This is a genomic window from Absicoccus porci, assembly GCF_003725415.1.
Taxonomy (GTDB): domain Bacteria; phylum Bacillota_I; class Bacilli_A; order Erysipelotrichales; family Erysipelotrichaceae; genus Absicoccus; species Absicoccus porci.
Genome location: NZ_RJQC01000001.1, coordinates 583761 through 609646 on the forward strand (window position 1 = coordinate 583761; position 25886 = coordinate 609646).

Consider the following 25886-nt stretch of genomic DNA (forward strand, 5'->3'; position numbering starts at 1 on the left):
ATGATATAAAATTATCTTCGATGCGATATCAACCGGTCGTGACCTCTTTTTTAACGCCTTCTCAGGCGCAGATGCTGCCTCCCATCGTAGGAAAATCGATGTTTGTGTATATGTCTGGAGGATATGCACAAGCTCAACGAAAAGTAGCTTGTATCAGTCCGTATGAATTGGAGAATGTCGATTATTTTATTGATTGTTTGGTCTCAAAATACGATGCACGATATAAAGTATTACGGCATCCAGATGTGTTAGGGGCTTTATTGCACTTGGGCATTGAGCGAGATCAACTTGGCGATATTCTTGTGAATCAAGAGGAAATTGTACTTTTTTGTACATCACATATGGCTGATTTTATTATGGATGCTTGTATCAAAATTGGTCGATGTCCCATTCATTTTGAAATTGATAATGCTCATGAAGTACAAGGGGTTTCTTATGAGGAAATACGAGTGAATTGTTCGAGTTTACGAATGGATGCGATCGTAGCGCAATTGGCTCATTGTTCCCGTACCAAAGCATCGAAAATGATTGCTTCCGGATTGGTAAAATTGAATGATGTCGTTCTTGAAGAAAATGGGCAATTATGCGATAATGATTACGTTTCAATACGAAAGGTAGGGCGATTCCAATTTAAAGAAGTTGTTGCAACTTCAAAGAAGAATCGATTGATCTTACGTTTCTTGAAATTTCAATAGCGATGATAAAGACACGTTATATGGATGGAGCTATTCAGAGAGCAACAGTTTGGTGAGAAGTTGTATAGGAAGTGCATATAATATCACTTTGGAGCTAATGATTGGAATCGAGTACAGTCATTCGTAGAGCTTGCGTTAAAAGCATTGAGGGATCAAGGTTGACTTGATAACTAAGGTGGTACCGCGTTCAGACGTCCTTAGAAGGGACGTTTTTTTTATGGAAGGAGATCAAATATGGACTACAAAGACACGTTACACATGCCAAAAACGGATTTTGAAATGCGTGGAAATCTAGTAAAAAAAGAGCCTAAAATTCAAAAACGTTGGCAAGACATTGATCTATATGGAAAGATGTTAGAAAAAAGAAAGGATGCACAACCATTTGTATTACATGATGGTCCACCCTATGCGAATGGAGATATCCATTTGGGTCATGCATTAAATAAAATCTTAAAAGATGTGATCAATCGTTCCAGATATATGGCTGGATATAAAGTGCCATATATTCCTGGTTGGGATACCCATGGATTACCAATTGAGACAGCTGTCACAAAAGCCGGCTATGATCGTAAAAAGATGGGTATTGCGGAATTTCGTAAGATTTGTCACGATTATGCGTTGGAACAAGTAGCTCGTCAAAAAGCAGGATTCTTAGCTTTAGGATCGATTGGTGATTATGACCATCCATATATTACGTTACAAAAAGAGTTTGAAGCCAAACAAATTGAAGTTTTTGGCAAGATGGCTTTGGATGGTTTGATCTATAAAGGATTAAAACCAGTCTATTGGTCTCCAAGTAGTGAAACAGCTTTGGCCGAAGCAGAAGTTGAATATAAAGATATGAAGACACCAACCATCTATGTCAAATTCAAAGTCAAAGATGGTAAAGGCTTGTTAGATGATGATACCTATTTCGTTATTTGGACAACAACGCCATGGACCATTCCTGCCAACCAAGGTATTTCCTTAAACCCTCGTATGACATATGCCGTAGTTGATACCGATAAGGGAAAACTGGTTATGTTGGAAATGTTGGTGGATCAATTGTGCAAAGATTTTGGATGTGAACGTTATGAAATTATAAAAACATTCAAAGGACAAGAAGCGGAATATATCACATATGAACATCCTCTCTATGCCAATGATCCAAGTCATGTCAATAGTGAAGGCATCGTGATGTTAGCGGATTACGTTACTGAAGATGCCGGTACTGGTTGTGTCCACACGGCTAGTGGATTTGGTGCGGATGACTTCTATACTGTACATTCTCGTTATAAAATGGACGTTTTAAACAATGTCGATGATCAAGGACGTTTAACCGAAGAAGCTGGTGAATTCTTAGCTGGTCAGTCGGTTTGGGAAGCCAATAAGACGGTTACTGTTAAATTGGATGAATTGGGTGTGTTATTAAAATTAGCTTGGTTGACACATAGTTATCCTCATGATTGGCGTACAAAACAACCTATTATTTATCGTGCGACAACCCAATGGTTCTGTTCGATTGATAAGATTCGTGATCAATTGCTTAAAGAAATTGATAATGTAGAATGGATTCCTAGTTGGGGACAACAACGTATGCATAACATGATTGCCGATCGTGATGATTGGTGTATTTCTCGTCAACGTGCATGGGGTGTACCAATTCCAATCATCTATGCTGAAGATGATACGCCATTGATGGAAAAAGAAATCTTTGATCATGTTGCGAAATTAGTGGCTCAATATGGTTCTAACGTTTGGTTTGAACGTGATGTCAAAGATTTATTACCAGAAGGATATACTTCCGAACATTCACCAAATGGAAAATTCCATAAAGAAATGGATACAATGGATGTTTGGTTTGATTCTGGTTCCAGTCATACCGGTGCCATGATGGCAAGAGGTCTTGGATATCCAGCCGATTTGTACTTTGAAGGTTCGGACCAATATCGTGGATGGTTTAACTCGAGCTTGATCGTTGGTACGGCTGTTCATGGTCATTCACCATATAAACAAGCTTTATCTCATGGCTTTGTTATGGATGAAAAAGGTGTGAAGATGTCTAAATCGCAATGGAATGCCGTTGCTCCAGGACAAATCACAAAGAAATATGGTGCTGATGTATTGCGTTTATGGGCGGCAAGCGTTGATTATCAAGCCGATGTTTCCATGGGAAATAAGATCATGAAACAAATGGCAAATCAATATCGTAAGATTCGTAATACCTTGCGTTTCTGTATGGCCAATTTGGATAATCAAACTTTCACGAAGGAAAACTGTTTACCATTCGGTGAATTAGCTCCATTGAATCAATACATCTTGGTTCGTTTAAAACAAACCATTGATGATGTGGAATTGGCTTATAAAGAATATCGTTTTGCGGATGCCGTATCGGCCTTAACGAATTTGATGACGAATGAATTATCTGCTTATTATATGGATTATACAAAGGATATCTTGTATTGTGATGAAACAGATAGTCGTGATCGTCGTGAAGTGCAAACGGTTTTGTATACAGCAACTGAAGTTTTGGCAAAATTATGGACACCAGTTCTTCCTCATACCATGGAAGAAGTTAATGATTATATGAAATGGAATGATGTTTCCATTCAATTGGAAGACTTCCCAACATTAACATTGGATTTTGATCAAGATGCTTTATTAAAAGATATGGATGTCTTGTTTGAACTACGCAAGAAAGTCTTAAAAGCTTTGGAAGATGCACGTCATGAAGATATGATTGGTAAGGGATTAGAAGCGCAATTGATCTTGCATTTGGATGATGAAACCAAAGGTGTGTTAAATCGTATCGTTCCAAATCCTGCACAATGGTTCATTGTTTCCAAAGTAACATTTGCAGATGCTGGCGATGAAGTTGTCGTAGCCAAAGCGGATGGTCATGTATGTCCTCGTTGCTGGAATGTAACGGAAGCTGATCATGAAGATGGCTTATGCGATCGTTGTCATGCAGTGATGTCTAAGTAATGGTATAAAGCTATGCTCGTAAGAGCATGGCTTTTTTTTATGAAGACGATTCAGCATCAGTAGTTCAGATACACTGTCGTATATTAATAGAAATGCTTATTATTACGGGATCTAGATTGAACAAGATAATTACTATATGTATCCAAACACGATGAAAAGGCTTGAACTCTTGCCAAGCAAGAAATCAAGCCTTAATCTCTATTTAACATTATTAACTTCGTTTCTATTATTGTCTTTCTCTAACAATTTGAAAGCCATGATCATTTAAATCTTTTTTTATGATATTCAAATGATCTTTATTTCTTGTTTCTACTGTAATTTTTAAGAAGCAGTCATTGATAGCCAAATCTGGATCGGCATTATCATAGTCAACCGCAACAACATTACCGCCATTATCGGCGATGATTTTTGATACATCGGTCAATTGGCCTGGCTTATCTGTTAATTGAATGATAAAGCTTGTCTTACGTCCAGAAAGCAATAAACCACGTGTAATGACACGATCAATGATATTGACATCAATATTACCGCCAGAAACAATGCAGACAATATTTTTACCTTGTAGTGGAATCTTATTAAACATAGCAGCAGCAACGGATACGGCACCAGCACCTTCTGCAACTACTTTCTGTTTTTCTAGTAACGTTAAGATGGAAGCGGCGATTTCATCTTCGGTTACAGTAAAGATATCATCGACATAGTTGGATACAATTTCAAATGGAATATCACCAGGATGTTTTACTGCAATACCATCAGCAAATGTATTCGCTGTATCCAATGTGATTTGTTTTCCTTCATGGAAAGAACGATACATACTTGGTGCACCAGCAGCTTGTACACCATAGATTTTGATATCTGGTTTCATGCTCTTTGCTGCAAAAGCAACACCAGAAATCAATCCACCACCACCAATAGGTACGACAATAGCATCTACGGAATCAAGATCTTCTAGGATTTCAAGACCAATGGTTCCTTGGCCGGCAATGACATCTTCATCATCGTATGGATGAACAAACGTATATCCCTTTTCTTCCGCCATTTTAGCAGCTAGTGCATAGGCTTCATCATACGCACCTTGTGCTAAACAAACTTCAGCACCATAACTCTTGGTTGCTTCAATTTTGGAGATAGGAGCATTGTCTGGCATACAAATTGTACATTTGATACCTTCTTGTTGCGCGGCAAGAGCAACACCTTGCGCATGATTACCAGCACTGGAAGCAATGATTCCACGAGCTTTTTCTTCTTCGGTCAATCGGGAAATTTTAAAATAAGAACCACGAATCTTAAAGGATCCGGTACGTTGTAAATTCTCTGTTTTTAAATAAATATGATTGGTATCGCTTAAATCAAAAGCAGGGATTACAGATGTTTTGCGAATTACTTTTTTTAAGACATTTTTTGCTGAATAAACTTTATCAATTGTTAGCATATTTATCTCCTTGTATATCTTCAATTATAGCATAAAATGGTATAATAGACCCATAAATATAGAGGAAGGCCTATGAATATAAAAAATTGGAATTTAGCTTTAAAAACACTTACGATCTTTCGTCATCTACAAGATGATTTGGTATTTTCGTCATTTACGAATTTATTAGATACCGATATAACCGATACGGAAGCTTTCATTGAAAATTATTGTGGATTCGTATCCAATCTGTACCAAAAGAATACTAACTGGACAGATTATCTATATCAATGGATCATCAATGATGAGAATGTCTATGTGCATCAAGTCGCCACACAACGACCCATTTCACCAATGATCCAAGCCACAGTCAAACATGAATTGATGCTTTTAGAAAAAGTATCTCAGTTGACCAGTAAAGAAGTATTAAAAGCCATTGATTATCCAGGTTTTTTACCACAATGGGAAACAAGTTCGATGGATTTTTATACTTCGTATCAAAAATATTTGGAAGATTTGCCATATCGTGGTTATGGTATGTTTAGCAAATATCGTGCTTTCTGCATTCAAAATGGGAAGTTGGTTGGTGTATCGCATCCCGATCCCCAACGACTCTCTGATTTAATTGGATACGAAAGAGAAAGAAAACAAGTCATCAAAAATACGTTGGGGTTCTTACAAGGTTTGGATGCCAATAATGTCTTATTGTATGGGGATGCCGGTACAGGTAAATCTTCTACAGTTAAGGCAATCGTAAATGAATATTATAAACAAGGATTGCGCTTGATTGAAATTAAAAAAGATCAGCTATATGTATTACCAGATATCATGGATAGTTTAGTGGATAATCCATTGCATTTTATCTTATTTATTGATGATTTGAGCTTTAAAGAAAATGATGATGATTTTATTGCCTTAAAGAACATTTTAGAAGGTGGTATTGCCCATAATCAAAAGAACTGTGTTGTTTATGCAACCAGCAATCGTCGTCATTTTGTGCAGGAAAATATGAGAAATCGTGATGGTGGAGAAATCTTCCGTAATGATTCAATCCAAGAAACCATGAGTTTAGCAGCTCGTTTTGGCTTGACGGTTACTTTCAGCAAGCCGTTAAAAGATTTGTATTTGGAAATTGTGATGCAATTAGCGGATTCCTATGGAATACAAATGGATCGCGATGAATTAGCTATTAAAGCCGAAGCGTATGCAATTCGACACAGTGGTCGCAGTCCTAGAACAGCCAAACAATTTATCGAATCAACCAAAATTGATGAAAACACAAAGAATTAAAAAGAGGCTCAAGCATTTGCTTGAGCCATTTCTTTTATTCTAGAATTGCACCAATATCTGCACCTTGTACTAATTTGGCGTATCGTTTTAACCAACCTTCATTGATTTTTGGAGGAAGGATTTTTTGTGTTTTCTTACGTTCGGCTAATACTTCGTCACTGACTTGTACATTTAATTGATGTTCCGGAATATTCAATTCGATCATATCGCCTTCTTCAATCAAACCAATTGGACCACCACTGGCAGCTTCAGGAGCAATATGGCCAACGGAAGCACCACGACTTGCACCAGAGAAACGACCATCCGTAATTAAGGCAACACTCTTATCCAATCCCATACCAGCTAAAGCAGAAGTTGGATTCAACATTTCACGCATGCCTGGACCACCTTTTGGACCTTCATAACGAATAACTACAACATCGCCTGCTTTGATCTTGCCTTCATAAATTGCTTTGATAGAATCATCTTCTGAATCAAAGACACGAGCCGGACCGACATGATGCATCATTTCTGGTGCACAAGCAGAACGTTTTACGACAGCTCCTTTTGGACAGATATTACCATATAGGATCGCAATACCACCATTTGGCGAATATGGATCATCAATTGGATGAATGATATTTTCATCCTTGTTGATCGCATATTTGGTGTTTTCTCCTACGGTTTTACCAGTTACTGTCATACAATCTAAATCAATCAAATCTTTCTTGGATAATTCATGTAATACAGCTTGTAAGCCACCAGCCATATTTAAGTCTTGCATATGGGTTGGACCAGCAGGTGCTAAATGGCAAAGATTTGGTGTTCTGTCACTAAATTCATTGAAAGTGGAAAGTTCCAAATTATATCCTGCTTCTTGAGCAATAGCTAATAAGTGTAAAACACTGTTGGAAGAGCATCCCAAAGCCATATCACAAGTCAATGCATTCTTGATGGAACGTTCATTGATGATATCTTTGATCTTGATATCTTTTTCTAACATATCCATGACAGCCATGCCAGCATGTTTTGCTAGCAACAAGCGTTTATTGGAAACTGCTGGAATCGTACCATTACCAGGAAGGGCAATACCCATAGCTTCACATAGACAAGAAACACTGTTTGCGGTATACATACCAGCACAACTACCACAACCAGGACATACGCCTTGTTCGTATTCTTCTAAGTCTTTATCATTGATCAAGTTGGCTTTACGAGCACCAACAGCTTCAAAAATCTTAGATAAAGAAACTTCTTGACCTTTGACATGACCAGCAAGCATAGGTCCACCAGTACATACGACGGTAGGAACATTAACACGTAAAGCACCCATGACCATACCAGGAACGATCTTATCGCAGCTTGGCACCAATACAAGGGCATCAAAACAATGAGCTTGTGCCATTGTTTCAACACTATCAGCAATTAATTCACGACTGGCCAGGGAATAATGCATTCCTTTATGTCCCATCGCAATACCATCACAAACACCAATCGATGGTACAACAATTGGTGTTCCACCACGCATGGCTACACCCATTTTGATGGCTTCTACCAATTTATCTAGGTGGAAATGACCAGGAACAATATCGCTTTTTGCGGATACGATACCAACCAATGGTTGGTCTAATTCTTCTTTTGTATAACCCATCGCATAGAATAAACTACGCATGGGTGCTTTTTCAACACCTTGGGTTACTTGTGCACTCTTTAATGGTTTTTTCATTCTATATAATCTCCTAATTACTCATTATCATCATCGGTATCAACGGATTTTCGTGAAATACCAGTGATACCTGTTCGACAGATTTCTTCAATGTGGTAACAACTCAACATTTCCAATAAACCATCGATTTTTTCTGGCGCACCAGTCAATTCAATGATCATATTCTGTTTGCTTAAAGAAATGATTTTACCACGATAAATATTGACAATTTCAATGATACCGGAGCGATTGGTTTTATCGCAACTAACCTTTAATAACAATAACTCTCTAAATAAACTCGTTTCCTTGTTTAATAAATACAAATCTTTGACAGGTTCCAGTTTTCTGGTTTGCGTCATAATTTGCGAAAGGGAAGTGTCGTTTCCATCAAACACAACGGTAATACGTGAAATTTTTGGATCATTGGTCGTAGATACGGTCAGGGAGTCGATATTAAAACCACGTCGACCGAATAAACTTGCAATCCGAGTCAGTACATTGGATTGATTTTCTACAAATATACTTAATACTTCTCTAGCCATGTTTTCACCTCTAATCCGTGATCATATCATCAATGGTTCCACCATTCGGAATCATTGGCAATACACGTTCTTCTTTATCAATATTACATTCGATCCAGACCGGACCATTGATCTTTAATGCTTTTTGGAAAGCCTCTTTAAATTCATCTAACGTATTGCATGCGAATCCAGTAGCTCCAAATCCTTCAGCCACTTTCACAAAATCGGTCTTACGATTTAAAACCGTTTGTGAATAGTGTTTATTGTAGAATACGGTTTGCCATTGATAAACCATACCTAGGACTTTATTGTCCATAATGATCGTAATGATTGGCAAGTTATAGGAGACAGCCGTACATCCTTCATTCATATTCATATGGAAGGAACCATCACCGGTAAAGTGAATGACACGTTTATCGGGATTACCAATTTGAGCGCCAATCGCAGCACCATATCCAAATCCCATGGTTCCTAGACCACCACTAGTCAAAAAGTGATGTGTTTTATGATGGCGTACATATTGAGCTGCCCACATCTGATGTTGACCAACATCTGTAACATAGATCGTATCTTTATCGGTTAGATCACAAGTTGCTTCGATCAATTCTTTTGGACGAAGTTTAGCTCCTTCCATTGGAACACGGACGGTTTTTTGGTAGGCAGTTACTTGTTCAACCCAATCGGTGTGTTTGCGTTCTTCAATTTTTGGCAACAAGGCTTGTAAAACGTCTTTGGTGTCGCCAACAATACTATAGTTGATCAAAACGTTTTTATTGATTTCTGATGCATCAATATCAATTTGAATAATGGCTGCTTTTGGTGCAAAACGTTTTGGGTTTAAGGCAACACGATCGGAGAAACGTGTACCTAACGCAATAACTAGATCGGCTTGATCAATGGCTTTATTGGCAGCAATGGTTCCGTGCATACCAATCAAACCTAAATTTTTAGGATCGTCGCAATCAATGACACCAGCAGCCATCATCGTATAGGTAGCTGGAATATCCGCTTTTTGAATCAATTCATATAGTTCTTCTCGTGCATTACTGGCTTCGATACCACCACCAAAATAGATAACAGGTCTTTTGCATTCATTGATGATCTTAGCGATTTGATCTATTTGTGCTTCGGTAAATTTTGGATGTGGTTCCAAAGGCAATGGTTTGTGTGGTGTATAGTCCGTGGTAGCGGCCGTTACATCTTTTGTGATGTCCACCAAAACAGGTCCTTTTCTACCTTCATTGGCAATTCGGAACGCATTCCGTAAAGCATCGGCTAAATTCTCAATCTTATTCACAAAATAATTGTGTTTGGTGATGGGTAATGTCACACCTGTAATACTGATTTCTTGGAATGAATCACGTCCAATCATGTTGTCGGACACGTTACATGTAATGGCAACCATTGGAATACTATCCATATATGCGGTCGCAATACCCGTTACTAAATTTGTTGCACCGGGACCACTGGTTGAAAATACGACACCCGTTTTACCAGTGCTTCGTGCATATCCATCAGCCGCATGGGCAGCACCTTGTTCATGAGCGGTAATATAATGATGGATCTTATCCGAATAATCATATAAAGCGTCATAGACGTTCAATGCAGCACCACCTGGATATCCAAATACAGTGTCTACATTGTGCTCTAGTAAAACTTCCATGACAATTTGTGAACCTGTTCGTTTCATTGTTTTCCTCCCATTCGAAAATAGTAAATTTATTATAACGCTCGTAATCGTATAAAACAACCGTGATGAAACTGTTTTCAGAAATAAAAATGAAAAAATGAGAAATATAATGATTCTTTTATTGAAATGCAAATAATTTTCATTTATAATGCTCGTATCAAGCGATGAACTGAAGTAGTAATTTTTGATGCGCGATGTAGAGAGCAAGTGGCTGGTGAAAACTTGTACCGCTAGAAAATGAACTTGTCAGGGAGCAAGACGCATCTCGGCGTTATCGAGATTTGAGTGTTTCTGTCGATGAAGATAGAAAAACTAAGGTGGTACCGCGTTTACGACGTCCTTAGACTGGACGTCTTTTTTTTATGAAGGAGGAACAAAACATGGACTATAAAAAATATGGCAAAGAGTATTATTTACCCCCAGAACCTTGTTACGATTGGGTAAAGAAAGATTGTGTTGATCACGCACCGACTTGGTGTAGCGTTGATTTGCGCGATGGTAATCAAGCATTGATCATTCCCATGAGTTTGGAAGAAAAGATTCGTTATTTTAAAACATTGGTCCAAGTTGGATTCAAAGAAATAGAAGTTGGCTTTCCTGCAGCAAGTGAAACAGAATATGAATTCTGTCGTCGTTTGATTGAAGACAATTTGATTCCAGATGATGTCACAATTCAAGTGTTGATGCAAGCACGTCCTCATATCATTCGTAAAACATTTGAAGCGATTAAGGGCGCCAAACGAGCCATTGTGCATGTTTATAATTCCACTTCGGTTGCACAGCGTGAACAAGTTTTCAAAAAATCAAAAGAAGAAGTTAAACAGATTGCGGTGGATGGTGCGAAAATGTTGAAAGATTTGGCCCATGAAAGTAATGCTGACTTAACGTTTGAATATTCACCAGAAAGCTTTACTGGCACGGAACCAGAATATGCTTTGGAAGTATGCAATGCCGTCATTGATGTGTGGGAACCAACCCCTGATCATAAAGTCATCATCAATTGCCCAGTGACCGTCGAAATGAGCATGCCACATGTATATGCTTGTCAAATTGAGTATATGAACAAACATTTAAATCGTCGTGATTCGGTCGTATTATCTTTGCATCCACATAATGATCGTGGAACAGGTATTGCCGATACCGAATTGGGCTTATTAGCTGGAGCCGATCGTGTCGAAGGTACATTGTTTGGAAATGGTGAACGTACCGGTAATATCGATTTGATCACCGTTGCGATGAATATGTATGTATTGGGCATTGATCCAAAACTGGATTTCTCAAATTTACCAGAAATTCGTGCGGTTTATGAAGATGTGACTCGTATGAAAGTTTATGATCGTGAACCATATTCAGGTGATTTGGTCTTTGCGGCCTTCTCTGGATCCCATCAAGATGCGATTGCCAAAGGATTTGCACACCACAAAAAACATCCAGAACATTGGAATGTGCCATATCTATTAATTGATCCAGCGGATATTGGACGTAAATACGAACGTGATGTCATCCGTATCAATTCACAATCTGGTAAGAGTGGTATTGGCTTTGTCTTACAACAATATTATGGATACGATCTACCAAAACAATTCCGTCAGGAATTTGGTTATTACATTAAAGATATCAGTGATCATCGTCATGCCGAATTGATGCCACATGAAATCAAAGATATTTTTGATCATGACTTCAATAATTTGAAATCACCATTATTTGTATCGGACTACCATTTCATTCGTAATAATAACGAATATCATGCGTATCTGAATGTCACATTCAAAGATCAACAATATGATATTACGGGAAAAGGAAATGGTCGTTTGGATGCGGTGGCCAACGCATTGCGTCATTTCTTAAAAATTGATTATGATATTGAAGATTATTCCGAACATGCATTAAGTATTGGTTCAACTTCAAAAGCTTGTGCATATATCCAGATGACCGATGAAGATGGAGAACATCGATTTGGTGTAGGTGTGGATGATGATATCATCTTGGCATCTATCTATGCACTGGTCAGTGCAATCAACCGATATTATCGTGAAGGAAAGGGAGAAAAATAGTATGGCAATGACAATGACCCAAAAGATCTTAGCGGCACATGCTGGTTTAGATCATGTTGAAGCTGGTCAGTTAATTCAAGCAAATTTAGATTTGGTCATGGCCAATGATATTACTGGCCCTATGGCTTTACCAATCATCCAACAAATGGGTGGTCATGTATTTAATCAAGATAAGGTCGTCTTTGTACCAGATCATTTTACGCCGAATAAAGATATTAAATCTGCAGAAAATTCAAAAGCTATTTTAGAATTTTCCATTCAAGAAAAACTAACCCATAAATTAATTCAGGGTAAATGTGGCGTTGAACACGCCATATTACCTGAATTAGGACTTACCTATGCAGGTCAATGTGTGATTGGTGCGGATTCTCATACTTGTACGTATGGTGCTTTGGGTGCCTTTTCTACCGGTGTTGGAACGACTGATATTGCGGCGGGTATGGTGACTGGACAAGCCTGGTTCAAGATTCCAACAGCTATCAAGATATATTTACATGGAAAGCCAAATCCTTATATTAGCGGAAAAGATGTCATTCTACATATTATTGGTGAAATTGGTGTCGATGGCGCTTTGTATAAATCAATGGAATTTGTCGGTCCAGGTGTTGCTGAATTAAGCATGGATGATCGTTTTACGATTTGTAATATGGCCATCGAAGCCGGAGCCAAAAATGGTATTTTCCCAGTGGATGATCAAACCATTGAATATATGAAACAAGCCGGGGTAAAAGACTATACCGTCTATGAAGCCGATGAAGATGCCAATTATGAACAAGTGGTCGATGTGGATTTAAGCCAAATTCGTCCAACAGTCGCATTCCCTCATTTGCCAGGTAATGCTCATACCATTGATGAAGTCGAAGCCATGGAACCTATCTATGTCGATCAAGTTGTGATTGGTTCCTGTACCAATGGTCGTATTTCGGATTTGCGAAAGGCAGCTGCCATCTTAAAAGGACATAAAGTTGCTGAAAATGTACGTGTTATGGTTGTTCCTGCAACGCAGAAGATTTTCTTACAATGTGTCCATGAAGGCTTAGTCGATATTTTTGTTGAAGCTGGTTGTGCTTTCAATACGCCAAGTTGTGGTCCTTGTATGGGTGGACATATGGGCGTTTTAGCGAAAGGTGAAAAATGTTTATCAACCACAAATCGTAACTTTGTAGGTCGAATGGGAGATGTCGAATCTTTGATTTATCTAGCGAGTCCAGAAGTAGCAGCAGCTACGGCTATCAAGGGATACATTGCGAATCCAGAACGAATGGAGGAAGGAAAATGAATCAAGCACATGGAACGGTATTAAAATATGGGGATAATGTTGATACGGATGTCATCATTCCGGCACGTTATTTGAATTCTTTTGATGCCAAAGAATTGGCAAGCCATGCGATGGTTGATATTGATCCTACTTTCACAAAACGCGTAAAACCAGGTGATATCATGGTTGCTCGTAAGAATTTTGGTTGTGGATCGAGTCGTGAACATGCGCCTTTGGCATTAAAAACGGCTGGTATTTCTTGTATCATTGCGGATAGTTTTGCACGTATCTTCTATCGCAATGCGATTAATATTGGATTGTCTATTTTGGAATGTCCAGAAGCAGCCGAAGCCATCAATGAAGGCGATGAAGTCAAGGTGGATTTTGAATCCGGTATTATTACGGATGTGACTACGAATCAAACGTTCCAGGCTGTACCATTTCCACCATTTATGCAAGAATTGATTGCCCAAGGTGGCTTGGTCAATTATGTCAATCAAAAGGGGAATAAATAATATGGAAAAACGAATTGCAATCGTACGTGGTGATTATATTGGTCCTGAAATTGTTGGTGAGGCCATAAAAGTTTTGCGCAGCATTGAAGCCAAATATCATCATACATTTATTTATGATGAAGTTTTAGCTGGAGGAGCTGCTATCGATGCGACGGGTGAATGTTTGCCACAAGTTTCTATCGTTGCCTTAAAACAAGCGGATGCCGTATTATTAGGTGCTGTTGGTGGTCCAAAATATGATAGTCAACCTGCCAATAATCGTCCCGAAAAGGCTTTATTACGTATTCGTAGTTTACTTGGATTGTTTGCGAATCTTCGTCCTGCGATTTTATTTCCACAATTGGCGGATGCCAGTCCTTTAAAACCAGAAATTGTGCAAAAAGGTATTGATTTTGTGGTTGTTCGTGAATTGACCGGTGGTATTTACTTTGGCAAGCATGAGACGATTGGTGATCTTGCAGTGGATGAAATGGCTTATAGTGTGGAGGAAATCCAACGGATCGCGAAGGTTGCTTTTGAGACAGCCCAAGTACGTCATCATAAAGTAACTTGTGTTGATAAAGCCAATGTATTGGATACGTCTAAATTATGGCGTAAAGTAGTCAAAGATCTAGCCAAAGAATATCCAGATGTAGAATTGAATTTTATGTATGTAGACAATGCAGCGATGCAGTTGTGTAAAGATCCAAGTCAATTTGATGTGATCTTAACGGAAAATATGTTTGGCGATATTTTAAGTGATGAAGCCAGCATGTTGACAGGAACAATTGGTACCATTGGTTCTGCATCTTTGGGATCCACTTCTGTTGGTATGTATGAACCAATCCATGGTTCAGCACCAGATATTGCGGGAAAAGATATGGCCAATCCTTTGGGAACGATCTTATCGGTTGCGATGATGATGCGTTATTCTTTCCATTTGGAAAAAGAAGCACAAGACATTGAAAAAGCCGTGAATACGATCTTGGATGAAGGCTATCGTACGGCAGATATGATGAGTGAAGGCATGAAACAGGTAGGTTGTCAAGAAATGGGCGACTTAGTTGTGAAACAAATTGAAAATTATTGAAAATATACTGAAAACACTCGTTGACGTGGAAATTCAATGGGTGTATTTTAATTAAGTAGTATATAGGAGGCAGATTTATATGGAGAAGCAAAATATTGATTGGAGCGCACTCGATTTTAGCTATCGCGAAACCGATAAAAGCTACGTATCCAATTTTAAAAATGGAAAATGGGATGATGGTGTTTTAACATCGGATCATACCATTACGATGTCAGAATGTGCAGGTGTCCTACAATATTCGCAATCTGTTTTTGAAGGGATGAAGGCCTATACAACTGTGGATGGTCGAATTGTTACGTTCCGTCCAGATCAGAACGCAAAGCGTATGTATGATTCAGCACAACGTTTGGAAATGCCACCATTTCCACAAGATCGTTTCGTACAGGCTATCTTAGAAACAATCAAAGCTAATGAAAGTTGGGTACCACCTTATGGTTCAGGTGCTACTTTATATATTCGTCCTTACATGTTTGGTTCAAGTGCAGTCATTGGTGTAGCCCCAGCAGAAGAATATCAATTCCGTGTTATCACAACGCCCGTTGGACCTTATTTTAAAGGTGGTGCTAAACCAATTCGTTTGAAATTAGCTGAATTTGACCGTGCAGCTCCTCGTGGAACTGGTCATATCAAAGCTGGATTAAACTATGCGATGTCTTTACATGCAATCGTACAAGCACATAAAGAAGGCTTCAATGAAAACTTGTATCCAGATTCAAGAACACGTACATTGGTTGAAGAAACTGGTGGAGCTAACATTATTTTCATCAAGGGAGATACATTCGTAACGGTTAAATCACCAACGATTTTACCTTCTGTTACACGTCGTTCTTTGGAATATGTTGCTGAACATTACTTGGGATTGAAAGTAGAAGAAAGAGAAATTCCTTTGACAGAATTACCTGAATTTGATGAATGCGGTCTTTGTGGTACAGCTGCTGTCATTAGTCCAGTAGGATCTGTCACGAATACAGTTACTGGTGAAGAAGTTGTCTTCAAATCAGGTATGGAAAAAATGGGTCCAACCATTAAGAAGTTGTATGATACTTTAACTGGTATCCAAATGGGTACAATCGAAGCACCAGAAGGATGGATCTACGAAGTTAAATAATGATTTTAGGATCTGTAACGAGTAATCGTTAATTAGCTCATAAAAAAGACCGATGGTTTTGAACTGTTGTTCATCGCCATCGGCCTTTTTGGTATAATTTTGTTGTGTCAAAATACCTTCTAACGCAATTCAACCGTCATTTTAATTCCCTTTGCGTTTTGTTTACGAAGATTCTATCCCTGATGATGCTATTTCCAGAACCGTGAAAGAGGTCGTAGAAACGATCAATCCATTAAAATATTTCGATCTCTCTCATCGAAATTCGAATGGGTATGACAGTGTGAATATGCTCCAATGTGTTCTTCTCGCTTTTGGCTATGTCTCTTTGCGAAAGCTTGCTTCTCTTTGCCGCTATGACATCCGTTTTCAATTTATCATGGATGGTCAGACACCTTCCCATATGGCTTTTCATCGTTTCATCCATGATGACCTCAAGATGCCCATCGAAGAGATCTTCTATGATCTGAACCGCTATTTTGAAAAGAACGATACCATCGATAGGACGGAACAGTTTTTCATAGACCGATCCGGATGCCACCTTTATGCATATGAAATACGACTATTATAATCATACCAACGTATTCAAGCCCGGATACAATGTACAGATGGGCAGCAGCAACGGCTACATCCGCCATATCTATGTATCCGGTGATGCCAATGACCGGAATACATACATTCCTTTTATGGAAGGATATCACAGAGCCTATGGATGCTTTCCCAGAAAGACGCCGGCCGATGCCGGATATGGCAGCTATGACAATTACTGTTACTGCAAAGAACATGATATCGAACTGTATGTGAAATACATACCATGCACAAAGAACAGGAAAAGGTCACGGACAAGAACCGGTTCAGGAGCTATAGGATGAAGCCGGATGAAGAAGGCAATATCTATTGTCCACAGGGACATGCATTCACGCTGGAACAGACAAAAGAATCTGTCAAAGGCAGATATCCGAGAACGATCCATTTCTATCGCAATGAACATTATGAAGGATGTCCTTTGCGGTCACAGTGTACGCGATCCAAACACGGAAGAACCCTGCAGAGGACCGACAAGCTGGCCGAGATGAAGATCGAGATCAGAGAAAACCTGCTGACGGAGACCGGTCAGGAATTGATGAAGCAGCGGAGCATCCAGGCCGAAGGGATATTCGGACAAATCAAGCAGGATCAGGAATATGACAGACTATGGCGTCGGAAAGAAACCATGGTCAAATTGGAGCTTCTGCTTGTTTCAATCGGTCATAATCTGCGCAAATATCATACGCACCGAATGCAGAAACAGAAAACCAATCAAAAAAAACATTCCTAACATCTACTATACAAACAAAAAAATGCCAGATATGAGCAAGTAGTTTTTGTTCGCTCAAAAATTGGCATTTTTTCATTATCGTATAAAAAGCATAAGCAAGCAGATCGTCAAAATGAAAAAGGAGCCGTTCGCTCCTAGATAAATCCGAAAATTCATCTATTCGTTACAGCCCCTTTTTTTATGCGAGAAAAAAGGGAAATGTGTTATTTCCCTTTAATTTGTGACTAATTTTACTTTCTTTTTGATTTTTTTAGTCATATAAATATTGTATTTTTTTGTTTTTAGATCGGGTGTTTCATTTGGCGAATGATCTTTATCAAAAATCCAAATGGCTTGGACGCCTTCTTTTTTTGCGAGGGCTTTTCCTTGTTCATAATCGAGACAGAAAAGAGAAGTACTTAAACCATCCGCTTTTCCGGAGTCAGAAGTAATGACGGTAACACTACGACAATTGTTGGCAGGATAGCCTGTATCTGGATCAATGATATGGGCATATCGTTTTCCATCCACGGTGTAGTACCGTTGATAGTCGCCACTTGTAACAATGGTTTTATCTTCATCTGTTTCAAAAGAAACAACAGAATTTTGACTATCCGGATCTTGAATGCCAATGGTCCAAGCGGATCCATCGGGTTTTGGTCCTAATAAAACGACGTTTCCTCCGGCATTGATAAAGCCATTGTGAAGTCCAGCTTTATTCAAAGCTTTTTTAGCCAGTTGGGTCGTATATCCTTTGGCAATACCACCTAAATCGATCATCGTATCGGGATCCGTAAAAGAAATCTGATTGCCATTGATTTGAATTTTATCGGTTCCGCCATGACTTAATGCCGTTTGAATTTCTTCATCTGTTGGCAATTTACCATCTTTTCCTTTTTCATTTAATTTCATGCCTTCTTCTCGATAAGTATGCCATACATCCATCACATTGCCATAACTGATATCAAACTTGGGACAAATTTCATGTATTTGGAGAGCTAATTTGATACAGTCCAATGTGGTATCATCCACCGCAACGGGTTGCGAACCTGCTTGGTGATTGATGGTATAGACATTATTGATGCCTGAATATGCATTATATTGATCAAATCGTTTATTATTTTCTTTAAATACTTGTTTTAAAATTTTTGTGTATTTTTCAAAATCTTCTTGTGAGCATTGGGCTTGAAAGGTGACGGGGGTATCAAACCCCACATCTGTTAGGGTAATGTTTTGTTGATCTTGATTGGTTGATTGTCGAGATTGTATGAAAAAAATAATGGAAATAATCAATAAAAGGAAGCAAGAAGATAGGATCAACCAGCTTTTAATATTCTTTTTCATGGGGTCATTATAGCTTTTTTGATGGGTTTTGTCGAATGATAAAAGCTTGAACTCCCTTAGAAAATGGATTAATATAAATTTTGATTATAGGAAGGAGAGAAATAGGTCTATGTCATTGTTTTTAGGATCTATGAGACAACATATCCCTGGACATAAAGAGTTGACAGAGAAATCAGAAGTTTTGCATCTAATGCCAAAACAAAATGTGTACATTCCATTGGTGCATGGTCGTAGTACAGATAAAGATTTCAATGTCTTGGTTTCAGAGGGAGATGCTGTAAAGGTTGGAACAAAACTTGCTGAAACAAAAGCCGGTTTGTATGTTCCTATTTATTCCAGTGTTTCAGGAACGTATAAGGGTACAGAGAAACGAATGCACAGTTCGATGCGTCCCCAAGTACATATGGTGATTGAAGCAGATGGTAAACAGGAAAGTATCCAAGCTTTTGAGCCACAAGATTATACAAAGTTAAGTCGTCAAGAGTGTGTTGATTTTGTTCAACAGGCTGGAATTATTGGTTTGGGAGGCGCTGGATTCCCAACGTATGTTAAATATGGAAAACCAAACGGTGTCGATGTGGTTTTGATCAATGCCGTTGAGTGTGAGCCTTTTATTACAGCAGATTATCGAAATGTCATGGACGATCCACAAGATTTAGTAACCGGTTGTCTTATCATGAAAAAGATGGCCGAAGTGGACCAAGTGTATATTTGTATCAAAGAGTCTCACCCCGATTTAATTGAACAAGTAAAAAAGGCTTGTGCCAATGCACAAGGTGTTGATGTTCGTCCTGTCCCTGATGTATATCCAATGGGTTGGGAACGTGTTTTAGTTCGTGAAGTACTACATAAAGAATATGGTAATTTACCTGCGGAGGCAGGAGCAATTGTCGATAATGCGACAACAGCGATTGCGATGGCGCAGGCTTTTACACGTGGACAAGCCATTACGCAAAAAACGGTTACGATCAGTGGAAATGGTATCAAAAAACCAAGCAATGTTAGTGTTCCTGTAGGAATGCCCGTCAATGAAATTATTGAAGCTTGTGGTGGATACAGTTGCGATAGTGTACGTGTCATTGCAGGTGGACCAATGATGGGAAAAACATTGATCAAAGATGAATTTGTGATTGATCGTGCTATGAATGCCATTACGGTATTAAAACATGTAGAAGACGATGCCATTGAATGTTTACGTTGTGGTCGTTGTTCGGATCATTGTCCAGCTGGTTTGCAACCCGTTCGTATCAGTATGGCAGTAAAAGCCAATGATGTGGATGAAATGATCAAACGTGGTGCATCGAGTTGTATTGAATGTGGACTTTGTACTTATGTTTGTCCAAGTCATATCAATGTAACTGAAAATGTGCGAAAGGCAAAACGTGTCATTGCCTTGAAGAAGAAATAGGGAGGGCCAGTTATGAAGTTGAATTTTCATGTCAGTCCAAGTCTGAGAGGTCCTTTAACGACACAACGAATCATGAAAGAATTGACTTGTGGTTTGTTGATCATCTTTGTCTTGGCAGTTATTAATTATACAAATCTATATGGAAGTGCATATGGACTGCAATGTGTTTGGATCTTACTTTGTTCACTAGTTACAATGTTTATTTGTGAGTATCTATTTGCGAAGATTCGCAAAAGAGATCCAAAAAAAGAAATTAAGAATAGTTTTGGATGGGTTACTGCCATCATCTTATCTTTGATGATGCCTGTATCTGTTCCACTTTATGCTGTTATCGTGTCTACGATTTTTGCTATTGTATTCGCAAAAATGATCTTTGGTGGATTTGGCCATAATATCTTTAACCCCGCAGCTGTCGGTCGTGCCGTTATCTTTGCCTCTTTTACAGGAGCAACAACTGATTTAGTAACAAGTGCAACACCAACTGCTTATATCGCTAGTACATATGGTTGGTTACCAGCTAATGAGAATGTATTGGATGCTTTTTTGAAAAACTATGGTGGATGGAAAGGTTTATTCCTTGGAACATATCCAGGTGCTTTGGGTGAAACATTTACCTTAGCCATCGTAATCATCGGTATTTTCTTGATTGTACGCAAGATCATTGATTGGCGTGTACCTGTTGTTTATTTAGGAACCATTTTTGTGATGACAGCTATCATTGCGATTATTACAGGTGTTGGTTCTTATCATGGAATCCCAGGTTTCTTATGGTATCCAGTTCTTCATTTATTGTTGGGTGGTGTTGTCTTTGGTGGATTCTTCATGTTGACAGATCCTGTGACTTCACCTACAAGTGCAGCGGGTCGTACGATTTTTGCGTTAGGTGCAGGTATCTTGACTGTATTGATTCGTATGACAGGTAACTTACCTGAAGGATGTTTATACTCTATCTTATTGATGAATATGATGACGCCATTGATTGAAAGTGCTTTGGATGGAAAACAATTGGATATCCTTAAAAAAGCAAAACATGGTTTTATCTATCTTTGCATCGTTGGCTTAGCTTTGACTATTTTTGCTGCTTGTAAAGTACATCCAGTCACAAATCCAAAAGGTGAATCGGAAGCCAAGGTTGTTGAACAGACGGAGGTGGATGTTCTATGAATAAAGTTGCACATTTAACTGTATTCTTGTCTGTTATTTCTGCCATTGCTGGTGGTGCATTGGCTTGGGCCAATAATATGACAGCACCAGTCATTGCTGCGAATAACTTGAAACAAGAAAAAGAATCGTTACAAGAAATGTATCCAGATGCAAGTTTAAATGATTTTAAACAAGTGAAGTTGGATACCGATTCAACCACGATCCAAAAAGTTTATACATACGAAGACAAAGTCATCTTTAACATGTCAGTTAGTGGATATAAAGATGGAACAACTTTCTTGGTTTCAATCAATAAAGGTGATGGAACCATCGATAAATATTTGGGATTAAGCAATGGAGATACTAAAGGTTTAGGATCCCAAGTATTGGATAAACCATTTAGAAAAAGCTTGGAAGGAAAGAAAGCCAGTGGTCAGTTAGATACGATTTCTGGCGCAACGATTTCTTCTAGTGCAGTTACAGCTGGTATCAATGAAGCAGCTGGCTATGTGAAAGATGTAAAGTGAAAGGAGAATAGGTATGAGTAAATTTCAAAGTTTCAAAAATGGACTTTTAAGAGAAAATCCTGTATTCTCTTTGTTCTTAGGTATTTGTTCCACTTTAGCCATTACCACTTCCGTCGATAATGCCATTGGTATGGGAATTGCCGTTATTTTCGTATTGATCATGTCCAACGTGATTATTTCTATCTTGCGTAATATCATTCCAGATGAAGTACATATTCCTGTGTATATCGTTATCATTGCGACTTTGGTTAAGATCGTACAGATGATGATCCAAGCATATGCCCCTGCATTGAATGATAGTTTGGGTGTGTTCATTCCATTGATCGTTGTTAACTGTATTATCTTAGGTCGTGCCGAAGCCTATGCTTGTGATCATGGTCCTTTAGATTCCGCATTGGATGGTCTTGGAATGGGATTGGGTTATACTTTAGCTGTATTATCAATGAGTTTCATTCGTGAAATCATTTCAACGGGTGGATTCAAGATTTCCAATCCATTAAATACTTCACAAGTATTTGTGAATGTAAAATTCTTCTCCAGTACTTGGACAATTAATATGTTCTCTATGCCAGTGGGTGCATTTATCACATTTGCTTGTTTAGCTGCATTTGTTGCTTGGTACAAAGATCATGCGAGCAAAAAGGAACAAGCTGCTGCAAAGGAGGCTAAATAATCATGGCTGAATTATTTGGATTATTATTTACCAGTTTGATTATCAATAACGTCATCTTGACGCAATTCTTAGGTATGTGCCCATTCATGGGTGTTAGTAAGAAACGTTCGAGTGCGTTAGGTATGGGCGTTGCCGTTGTCTTCGTCATTGTTGTAGCGGCTATTGTTACTTATGGTTTGTATTATCTTGTATTAGTACCATTAGGACTTGAATTCATGGATTTGATTACCTTCATCTTGGTTATCGCATCTTTGGTTCAGTTGACAGAAATGTTTATCAAAAAGAAAAGTCCAACTTTGTATAAGAGCTTGGGTGTGTATCTTCCATTGATCACAACAAACTGTGTTGTATTGAATGTATGTTTGGTCAACATTCAAAATCTTTATGATTTCCCACATATGTTGATGTATTCTATTGGTACACCTCTTGGATTTGCTTTAGTTTTGTATATTTTCTCTACTATTCGTGAACGTTTGGAATTAAGTGATGTGCCCGAATTCTTTAAAGGTAACCCAATCGCATTGATTTGCGCTGCCATCATGTCTATGGCATTTACGGCATTTGCAGGAGTTATCTAATGCGAATCATTGCAGGCATCCTCTTTGTAGGTGCTTTGATTGCGATTTATATTTGGGCATATCTAAACAATAAAAAGACCCCTTTGCCAAAGGGATGTGAAAATTTAAAAGCCGACTGTGATGGATGTAAATTGGTTTCTTGCTCTTTGCATCCAGATCATGGCAAGAAGAAGGAGGAAATATAATGGTTACAGCTATCATTATGATGCTGATTCTTGGTGCAATTCTAGGACTCGGTCTTGGTATTGCGGACAGCAAGTTAAAAGTTGAAGTAGACGAACGTGTTGAGCATGTGACTGGAATGCTTCCAGGATATAATTGTGGTGGTTGTGGTTATCCAGGTTGCTCAGGATTTGCGGAAGGAATGGTTTCTGGAGAAGCCGATCATTGGCTATGTAAACCTTCAAAGCCAGATCAAAAGGCAGCCATCATCCAGTACTTGGAAGAAACACCAGGTCCGGATGGCAATACCATTCATGTAAAACCTTAAATTGTAGATCAAACGATATGTTTACCATTGTGAATGTCAAATACATATTTGTACATACACAATGGTTTTTTTATGGGAATAGCTATTGGGACAGATGCAAAATTTTTGCATCCATTAATTAATTATGATAAATATTTTACATATGTAATAGAATGTAGTCGTTATTTGGAGTATAGTAATATTGAACAGGGTAATATCTAATCTAAAAGCAATTAGATACGTAATGATGTGAGTACAGAGAGAAAGGTCATTTATATTTGGAAGTACAATCTTTAATAGAACACTGGAGCCACGCCAATTGCTAATTTATTTCAATCTGTGACCTTCATACTTTGTTCTAGAAAGGAGAGAGAAATGAGAAAACGTATTTATTTACCTTTATTCATAATGGGATTCTTGTTTGGATTTGCGTTCTTATTTAATAGTCAAACTACAACCATTTTTGCACAGGAACCAACGAATACGGAAACCGTATCAACCGATGTTGTAGATAGTCCATCACAAGATGATACAAATGCAAGCTCCAATGAAGAAACAACAAGTACGGAACCAACGAATACAGAAGATCAAAATTGGCAATATTCCAAATCCAAAACAGCAACAGATCTAGATGAAAACAAGGAATCAGAAGTGACCATTTCATTACCATCCACCGAAGAAAAATTAACAACAGAAGTTGCTTTTGTATTGGATGAATCGAGTTTTTCTGATACACAAGATCGTGCTATGAATTTATTGGATACGTTAAAACAACATGCGGATCAAACCGGCGCCAAAGTGCAAGTCGATGTTATTGGCTTTAAAAGAGCAGCCTATGATCATGGCTCTTTTGATTTAACAACGCAATATGATCTATTAAAAGAAGCGTTTAAGAAACAAAATTCGGGCGGAAGTAATATTCATGCAGGTTTACTTTTAGCCCAACAAATTCTAGCCAAAAATACAGCAATTCCAGATGATCGTAAATATATGATCTTGGTTTCCGATGGTGATACCTATCTGTATTGCAAAGACGGTGACTACAAAACCCCTTATTCTCGATCGTATATACCTTTAGATAGTGCTGGAGGAACAGCGTATGGTGGCTATTATGATGAAAGCTGGTATTATCCAAGTGCACCATATGGCAACAATGTAAAGCGACCAGATACAGCGGATCCAATACTTTGGGATGCGTATTTAAAAGATGTGGCTGCGCGTAATCAAGAAAGCAATGGTGATGCATACGAATATGTATGGAATTACTATGATAAATTATGGATGGTTACAAAACCAACAAGTAAAGAATTTAAAACACAGCCAGCTGTACCAAGATCAGCATCAAATATGGATATGGCCTTTATGTATGCAGCCAATGTTTATAAAGATTTAGCTAACAAGTATCATTGTTATTCTGTAGCTGTACAGAGCTTAAATCAATCGGATGGTGGCCATAAGGCTTTTATGGATTATCTGAATGGTGGAAAAACAGCTGATTTTGACTCTATTCAAAATGAAATCCTATATTATTTAAGTAAAGGTAGTATTGTAGAAGATTATATGGGATATGAAGATGGTAACTATGATTTTGATTTAGTTGATCCATCTGCGATTCGTGTTGTGATCGATAATACCGGTACCCTTACAACGTACAATGCAGAACGCATTAAAGATAACCATTATGGATTTAAGAAAAACGAAGATGGAACATACGATTACGAAGTTATTTATGTTCCTGGTAATAAGAAAGACGATGAACATTTTATTTGGCTATTAAATACGCCAGTTACAAATTTTGAACATGTTATGTTAAAGTATGGGGTCAAATTGATCCAGGGACAAACTAAGCCAGGAACTTATACAGCTTATACAAACACAAAAGCTACTTTATATCCTGTAAATTCAGAAGGTGTCAAGGGAGAAGCAGAAGACTTTGAAAGACCAATGGTAACATATACAGTAAAAGAAGCTGTGAAAGAACCAGAAAAAACAAGTGATCAAAATACATCGAAACAAACAGATATCCAAACAAAAAATTCTTCTATGAAAGAAACAACAGTTTGCCAAGCATCGGCATCAACTGGTTATGAAAATCACGAAATGCTCTGGTTTATCACATTGGGATTAAGTGTATTATTGGCAATGATGTCTATCTTCCAATCTCATAAAACAAGAGAGTTTAAATAATTTA

At 38.2% G+C, this 25886-nt stretch carries 24 protein-coding genes and 2 other annotated features; of the genes, 19 read left to right on the forward strand and 5 right to left on the reverse strand.

All coding sequences use genetic code 11. From position 1 onward, the window contains the following. Positions 1-20: 20 nt before the first annotated feature. Positions 21-695: a YlmH/Sll1252 family protein gene (locus EDX97_RS02945; RefSeq protein ID WP_128519694.1), complete on the forward strand. Its 675-nt coding sequence runs from the start codon at positions 21-23 to the stop codon at positions 693-695. Then, positions 689-897 (forward strand) — a binding site (T-box leader). (Overlaps the previous gene by 7 nt.) 32 nt (positions 898-929) lie before the next feature. Further along, a complete protein-coding gene (gene ileS, locus EDX97_RS02950) occupies positions 930-3659 on the forward strand; it encodes an isoleucine--tRNA ligase (protein ID WP_128519695.1) in 2730 nt (909 codons plus the stop codon). A gap of 226 nt (positions 3660-3885) precedes the next feature. Here the strand turns inward: ileS and ilvA are convergent, their stop codons facing one another. Further along, complete coding sequence (gene ilvA, locus EDX97_RS02955) at positions 3886-5091, reverse strand: threonine ammonia-lyase (RefSeq protein WP_128519696.1); 1206 nt, start codon at positions 5089-5091, stop codon at positions 3886-3888. Positions 5092-5163: 72 nt separating this feature from the next. Between ilvA and EDX97_RS02960 the strand changes: the two genes are divergently transcribed. Beyond that, positions 5164-6360 carry an ATP-binding protein gene (locus EDX97_RS02960; protein WP_128519697.1) on the forward strand — a complete coding sequence of 399 codons (1197 nt, stop codon included), beginning with the start codon at positions 5164-5166 and terminating at the stop codon, positions 6358-6360. A 34-nt stretch (positions 6361-6394) separates the two neighbouring features. Here EDX97_RS02960 and ilvD read toward each other — a convergent pair whose 3' ends face one another. The 3 genes from ilvD to ilvB are packed head-to-tail and all read right to left on the reverse strand — an operon-like array spanning position 6395 to position 10255. Next, on the reverse strand, positions 6395-8065 hold the full coding sequence (gene ilvD / locus EDX97_RS02965; RefSeq protein ID WP_128519698.1) for a dihydroxy-acid dehydratase: 1671 nt from the start codon (positions 8063-8065) through the stop codon (positions 6395-6397). Positions 8066-8082: 17 nt separating this feature from the next. Then, a complete protein-coding gene (gene ilvN / locus EDX97_RS02970) occupies positions 8083-8586 on the reverse strand; it encodes an acetolactate synthase small subunit (RefSeq protein ID WP_128519699.1) in 504 nt (167 codons plus the stop codon). Positions 8587-8596: 10 nt separating this feature from the next. Continuing rightward, positions 8597-10255 (reverse strand): biosynthetic-type acetolactate synthase large subunit, encoded by a 1659-nt coding sequence (gene ilvB / locus EDX97_RS02975; RefSeq protein WP_128519700.1) that lies wholly within the window; start codon positions 10253-10255, stop codon positions 8597-8599. Positions 10256-10410: 155 nt separating this feature from the next. After that, positions 10411-10600, forward strand: a binding site (T-box leader). Between the two features lie 35 nt (positions 10601-10635). Here ilvB and EDX97_RS02980 point away from each other — a divergent pair. The 8 genes from EDX97_RS02980 (at position 10636) to EDX97_RS03015 (ending at position 17574) form a co-directional block, all read left to right on the forward strand. Next, positions 10636-12309, forward strand: coding sequence for a 2-isopropylmalate synthase (locus tag EDX97_RS02980; protein WP_128519701.1), 1674 nt, complete (start codon positions 10636-10638; stop codon positions 12307-12309). A gap of 1 nt (position 12310) precedes the next feature. Continuing rightward, positions 12311-13588 (forward strand): 3-isopropylmalate dehydratase large subunit, encoded by a 1278-nt coding sequence (leuC, locus tag EDX97_RS02985; protein WP_128519702.1) that lies wholly within the window; start codon positions 12311-12313, stop codon positions 13586-13588. After that, positions 13585-14082, forward strand: a complete 498-nt coding sequence (gene leuD / locus EDX97_RS02990) for a 3-isopropylmalate dehydratase small subunit (protein ID WP_128519703.1) — start codon at positions 13585-13587, stop codon at positions 14080-14082. Before leuC ends, leuD begins: the two co-directional genes overlap by 4 nt. 1 nt (position 14083) lies before the next feature. Then, positions 14084-15151 carry a 3-isopropylmalate dehydrogenase gene (leuB, locus tag EDX97_RS02995; protein WP_128519704.1) on the forward strand — a complete coding sequence of 356 codons (1068 nt, stop codon included), beginning with the start codon at positions 14084-14086 and terminating at the stop codon, positions 15149-15151. Between the two features lie 79 nt (positions 15152-15230). Beyond that, positions 15231-16259 carry a branched-chain amino acid aminotransferase gene (locus EDX97_RS03000; protein ID WP_128519705.1) on the forward strand — a complete coding sequence of 343 codons (1029 nt, stop codon included), beginning with the start codon at positions 15231-15233 and terminating at the stop codon, positions 16257-16259. A gap of 151 nt (positions 16260-16410) precedes the next feature. Beyond that, complete coding sequence (locus EDX97_RS03005; protein ID WP_183164242.1) at positions 16411-16827, forward strand: transposase; 417 nt, start codon at positions 16411-16413, stop codon at positions 16825-16827. Further along, positions 16808-17128 carry a transposase gene (locus tag EDX97_RS03010; RefSeq protein WP_183164243.1) on the forward strand — a complete coding sequence of 107 codons (321 nt, stop codon included), beginning with the start codon at positions 16808-16810 and terminating at the stop codon, positions 17126-17128. The genes EDX97_RS03005 and EDX97_RS03010 overlap by 20 nt, the downstream gene beginning before the upstream one ends. Then, on the forward strand, positions 17125-17574 hold the full coding sequence (locus EDX97_RS03015; protein ID WP_183164244.1) for a transposase: 450 nt from the start codon (positions 17125-17127) through the stop codon (positions 17572-17574). Before EDX97_RS03010 ends, EDX97_RS03015 begins: the two co-directional genes overlap by 4 nt. Before the next feature lie 213 nt (positions 17575-17787). On the opposite strand, the gene EDX97_RS03020 is transcribed toward EDX97_RS03015, so the two are convergent. Beyond that, positions 17788-18897, reverse strand: coding sequence for an FAD:protein FMN transferase (locus tag EDX97_RS03020; protein ID WP_128519709.1), 1110 nt, complete (start codon positions 18895-18897; stop codon positions 17788-17790). Positions 18898-19027: 130 nt separating this feature from the next. Here EDX97_RS03020 and EDX97_RS03025 point away from each other — a divergent pair, with 130 nt between their 5' ends. The 8 genes from EDX97_RS03025 to EDX97_RS03060 all read left to right on the forward strand — a co-directional run bounded on the left by EDX97_RS03025 (position 19028) and on the right by EDX97_RS03060 (position 25882). After that, entirely contained in the window at positions 19028-20305 is a 1278-nt protein-coding gene (locus tag EDX97_RS03025; protein ID WP_420884678.1) for an RnfABCDGE type electron transport complex subunit C, read from the forward strand. A 12-nt stretch (positions 20306-20317) separates the two neighbouring features. Next, positions 20318-21469 carry an RnfABCDGE type electron transport complex subunit D gene (locus tag EDX97_RS03030; RefSeq protein WP_128519711.1) on the forward strand — a complete coding sequence of 384 codons (1152 nt, stop codon included), beginning with the start codon at positions 20318-20320 and terminating at the stop codon, positions 21467-21469. After that, positions 21466-21975, forward strand: coding sequence for an RnfABCDGE type electron transport complex subunit G (locus EDX97_RS03035; protein WP_128519712.1), 510 nt, complete (start codon positions 21466-21468; stop codon positions 21973-21975). The genes EDX97_RS03030 and EDX97_RS03035 overlap by 4 nt, the downstream gene beginning before the upstream one ends. Positions 21976-21988: 13 nt before the next feature. After that, a complete protein-coding gene (rsxE, locus tag EDX97_RS03040) occupies positions 21989-22648 on the forward strand; it encodes an electron transport complex subunit RsxE (protein WP_128519713.1) in 660 nt (219 codons plus the stop codon). Between the two features lie 2 nt (positions 22649-22650). Then, entirely contained in the window at positions 22651-23226 is a 576-nt protein-coding gene (locus EDX97_RS03045) for an electron transport complex protein RnfA (RefSeq protein WP_183164245.1), read from the forward strand. After that, positions 23226-23411: a hypothetical protein gene (locus EDX97_RS03050; protein ID WP_128519715.1), complete on the forward strand. Its 186-nt coding sequence runs from the start codon at positions 23226-23228 to the stop codon at positions 23409-23411. Before EDX97_RS03045 ends, EDX97_RS03050 begins: the two co-directional genes overlap by 1 nt. Further along, positions 23411-23716 carry a (Fe-S)-binding protein gene (locus EDX97_RS03055; RefSeq protein WP_128519716.1) on the forward strand — a complete coding sequence of 102 codons (306 nt, stop codon included), beginning with the start codon at positions 23411-23413 and terminating at the stop codon, positions 23714-23716. Before EDX97_RS03050 ends, EDX97_RS03055 begins: the two co-directional genes overlap by 1 nt. Before the next feature lie 354 nt (positions 23717-24070). Beyond that, positions 24071-25882, forward strand: coding sequence for a vWA domain-containing protein (locus tag EDX97_RS03060; RefSeq protein ID WP_128519717.1), 1812 nt, complete (start codon positions 24071-24073; stop codon positions 25880-25882). Positions 25883-25886: the final 4 nt, after the last annotated feature.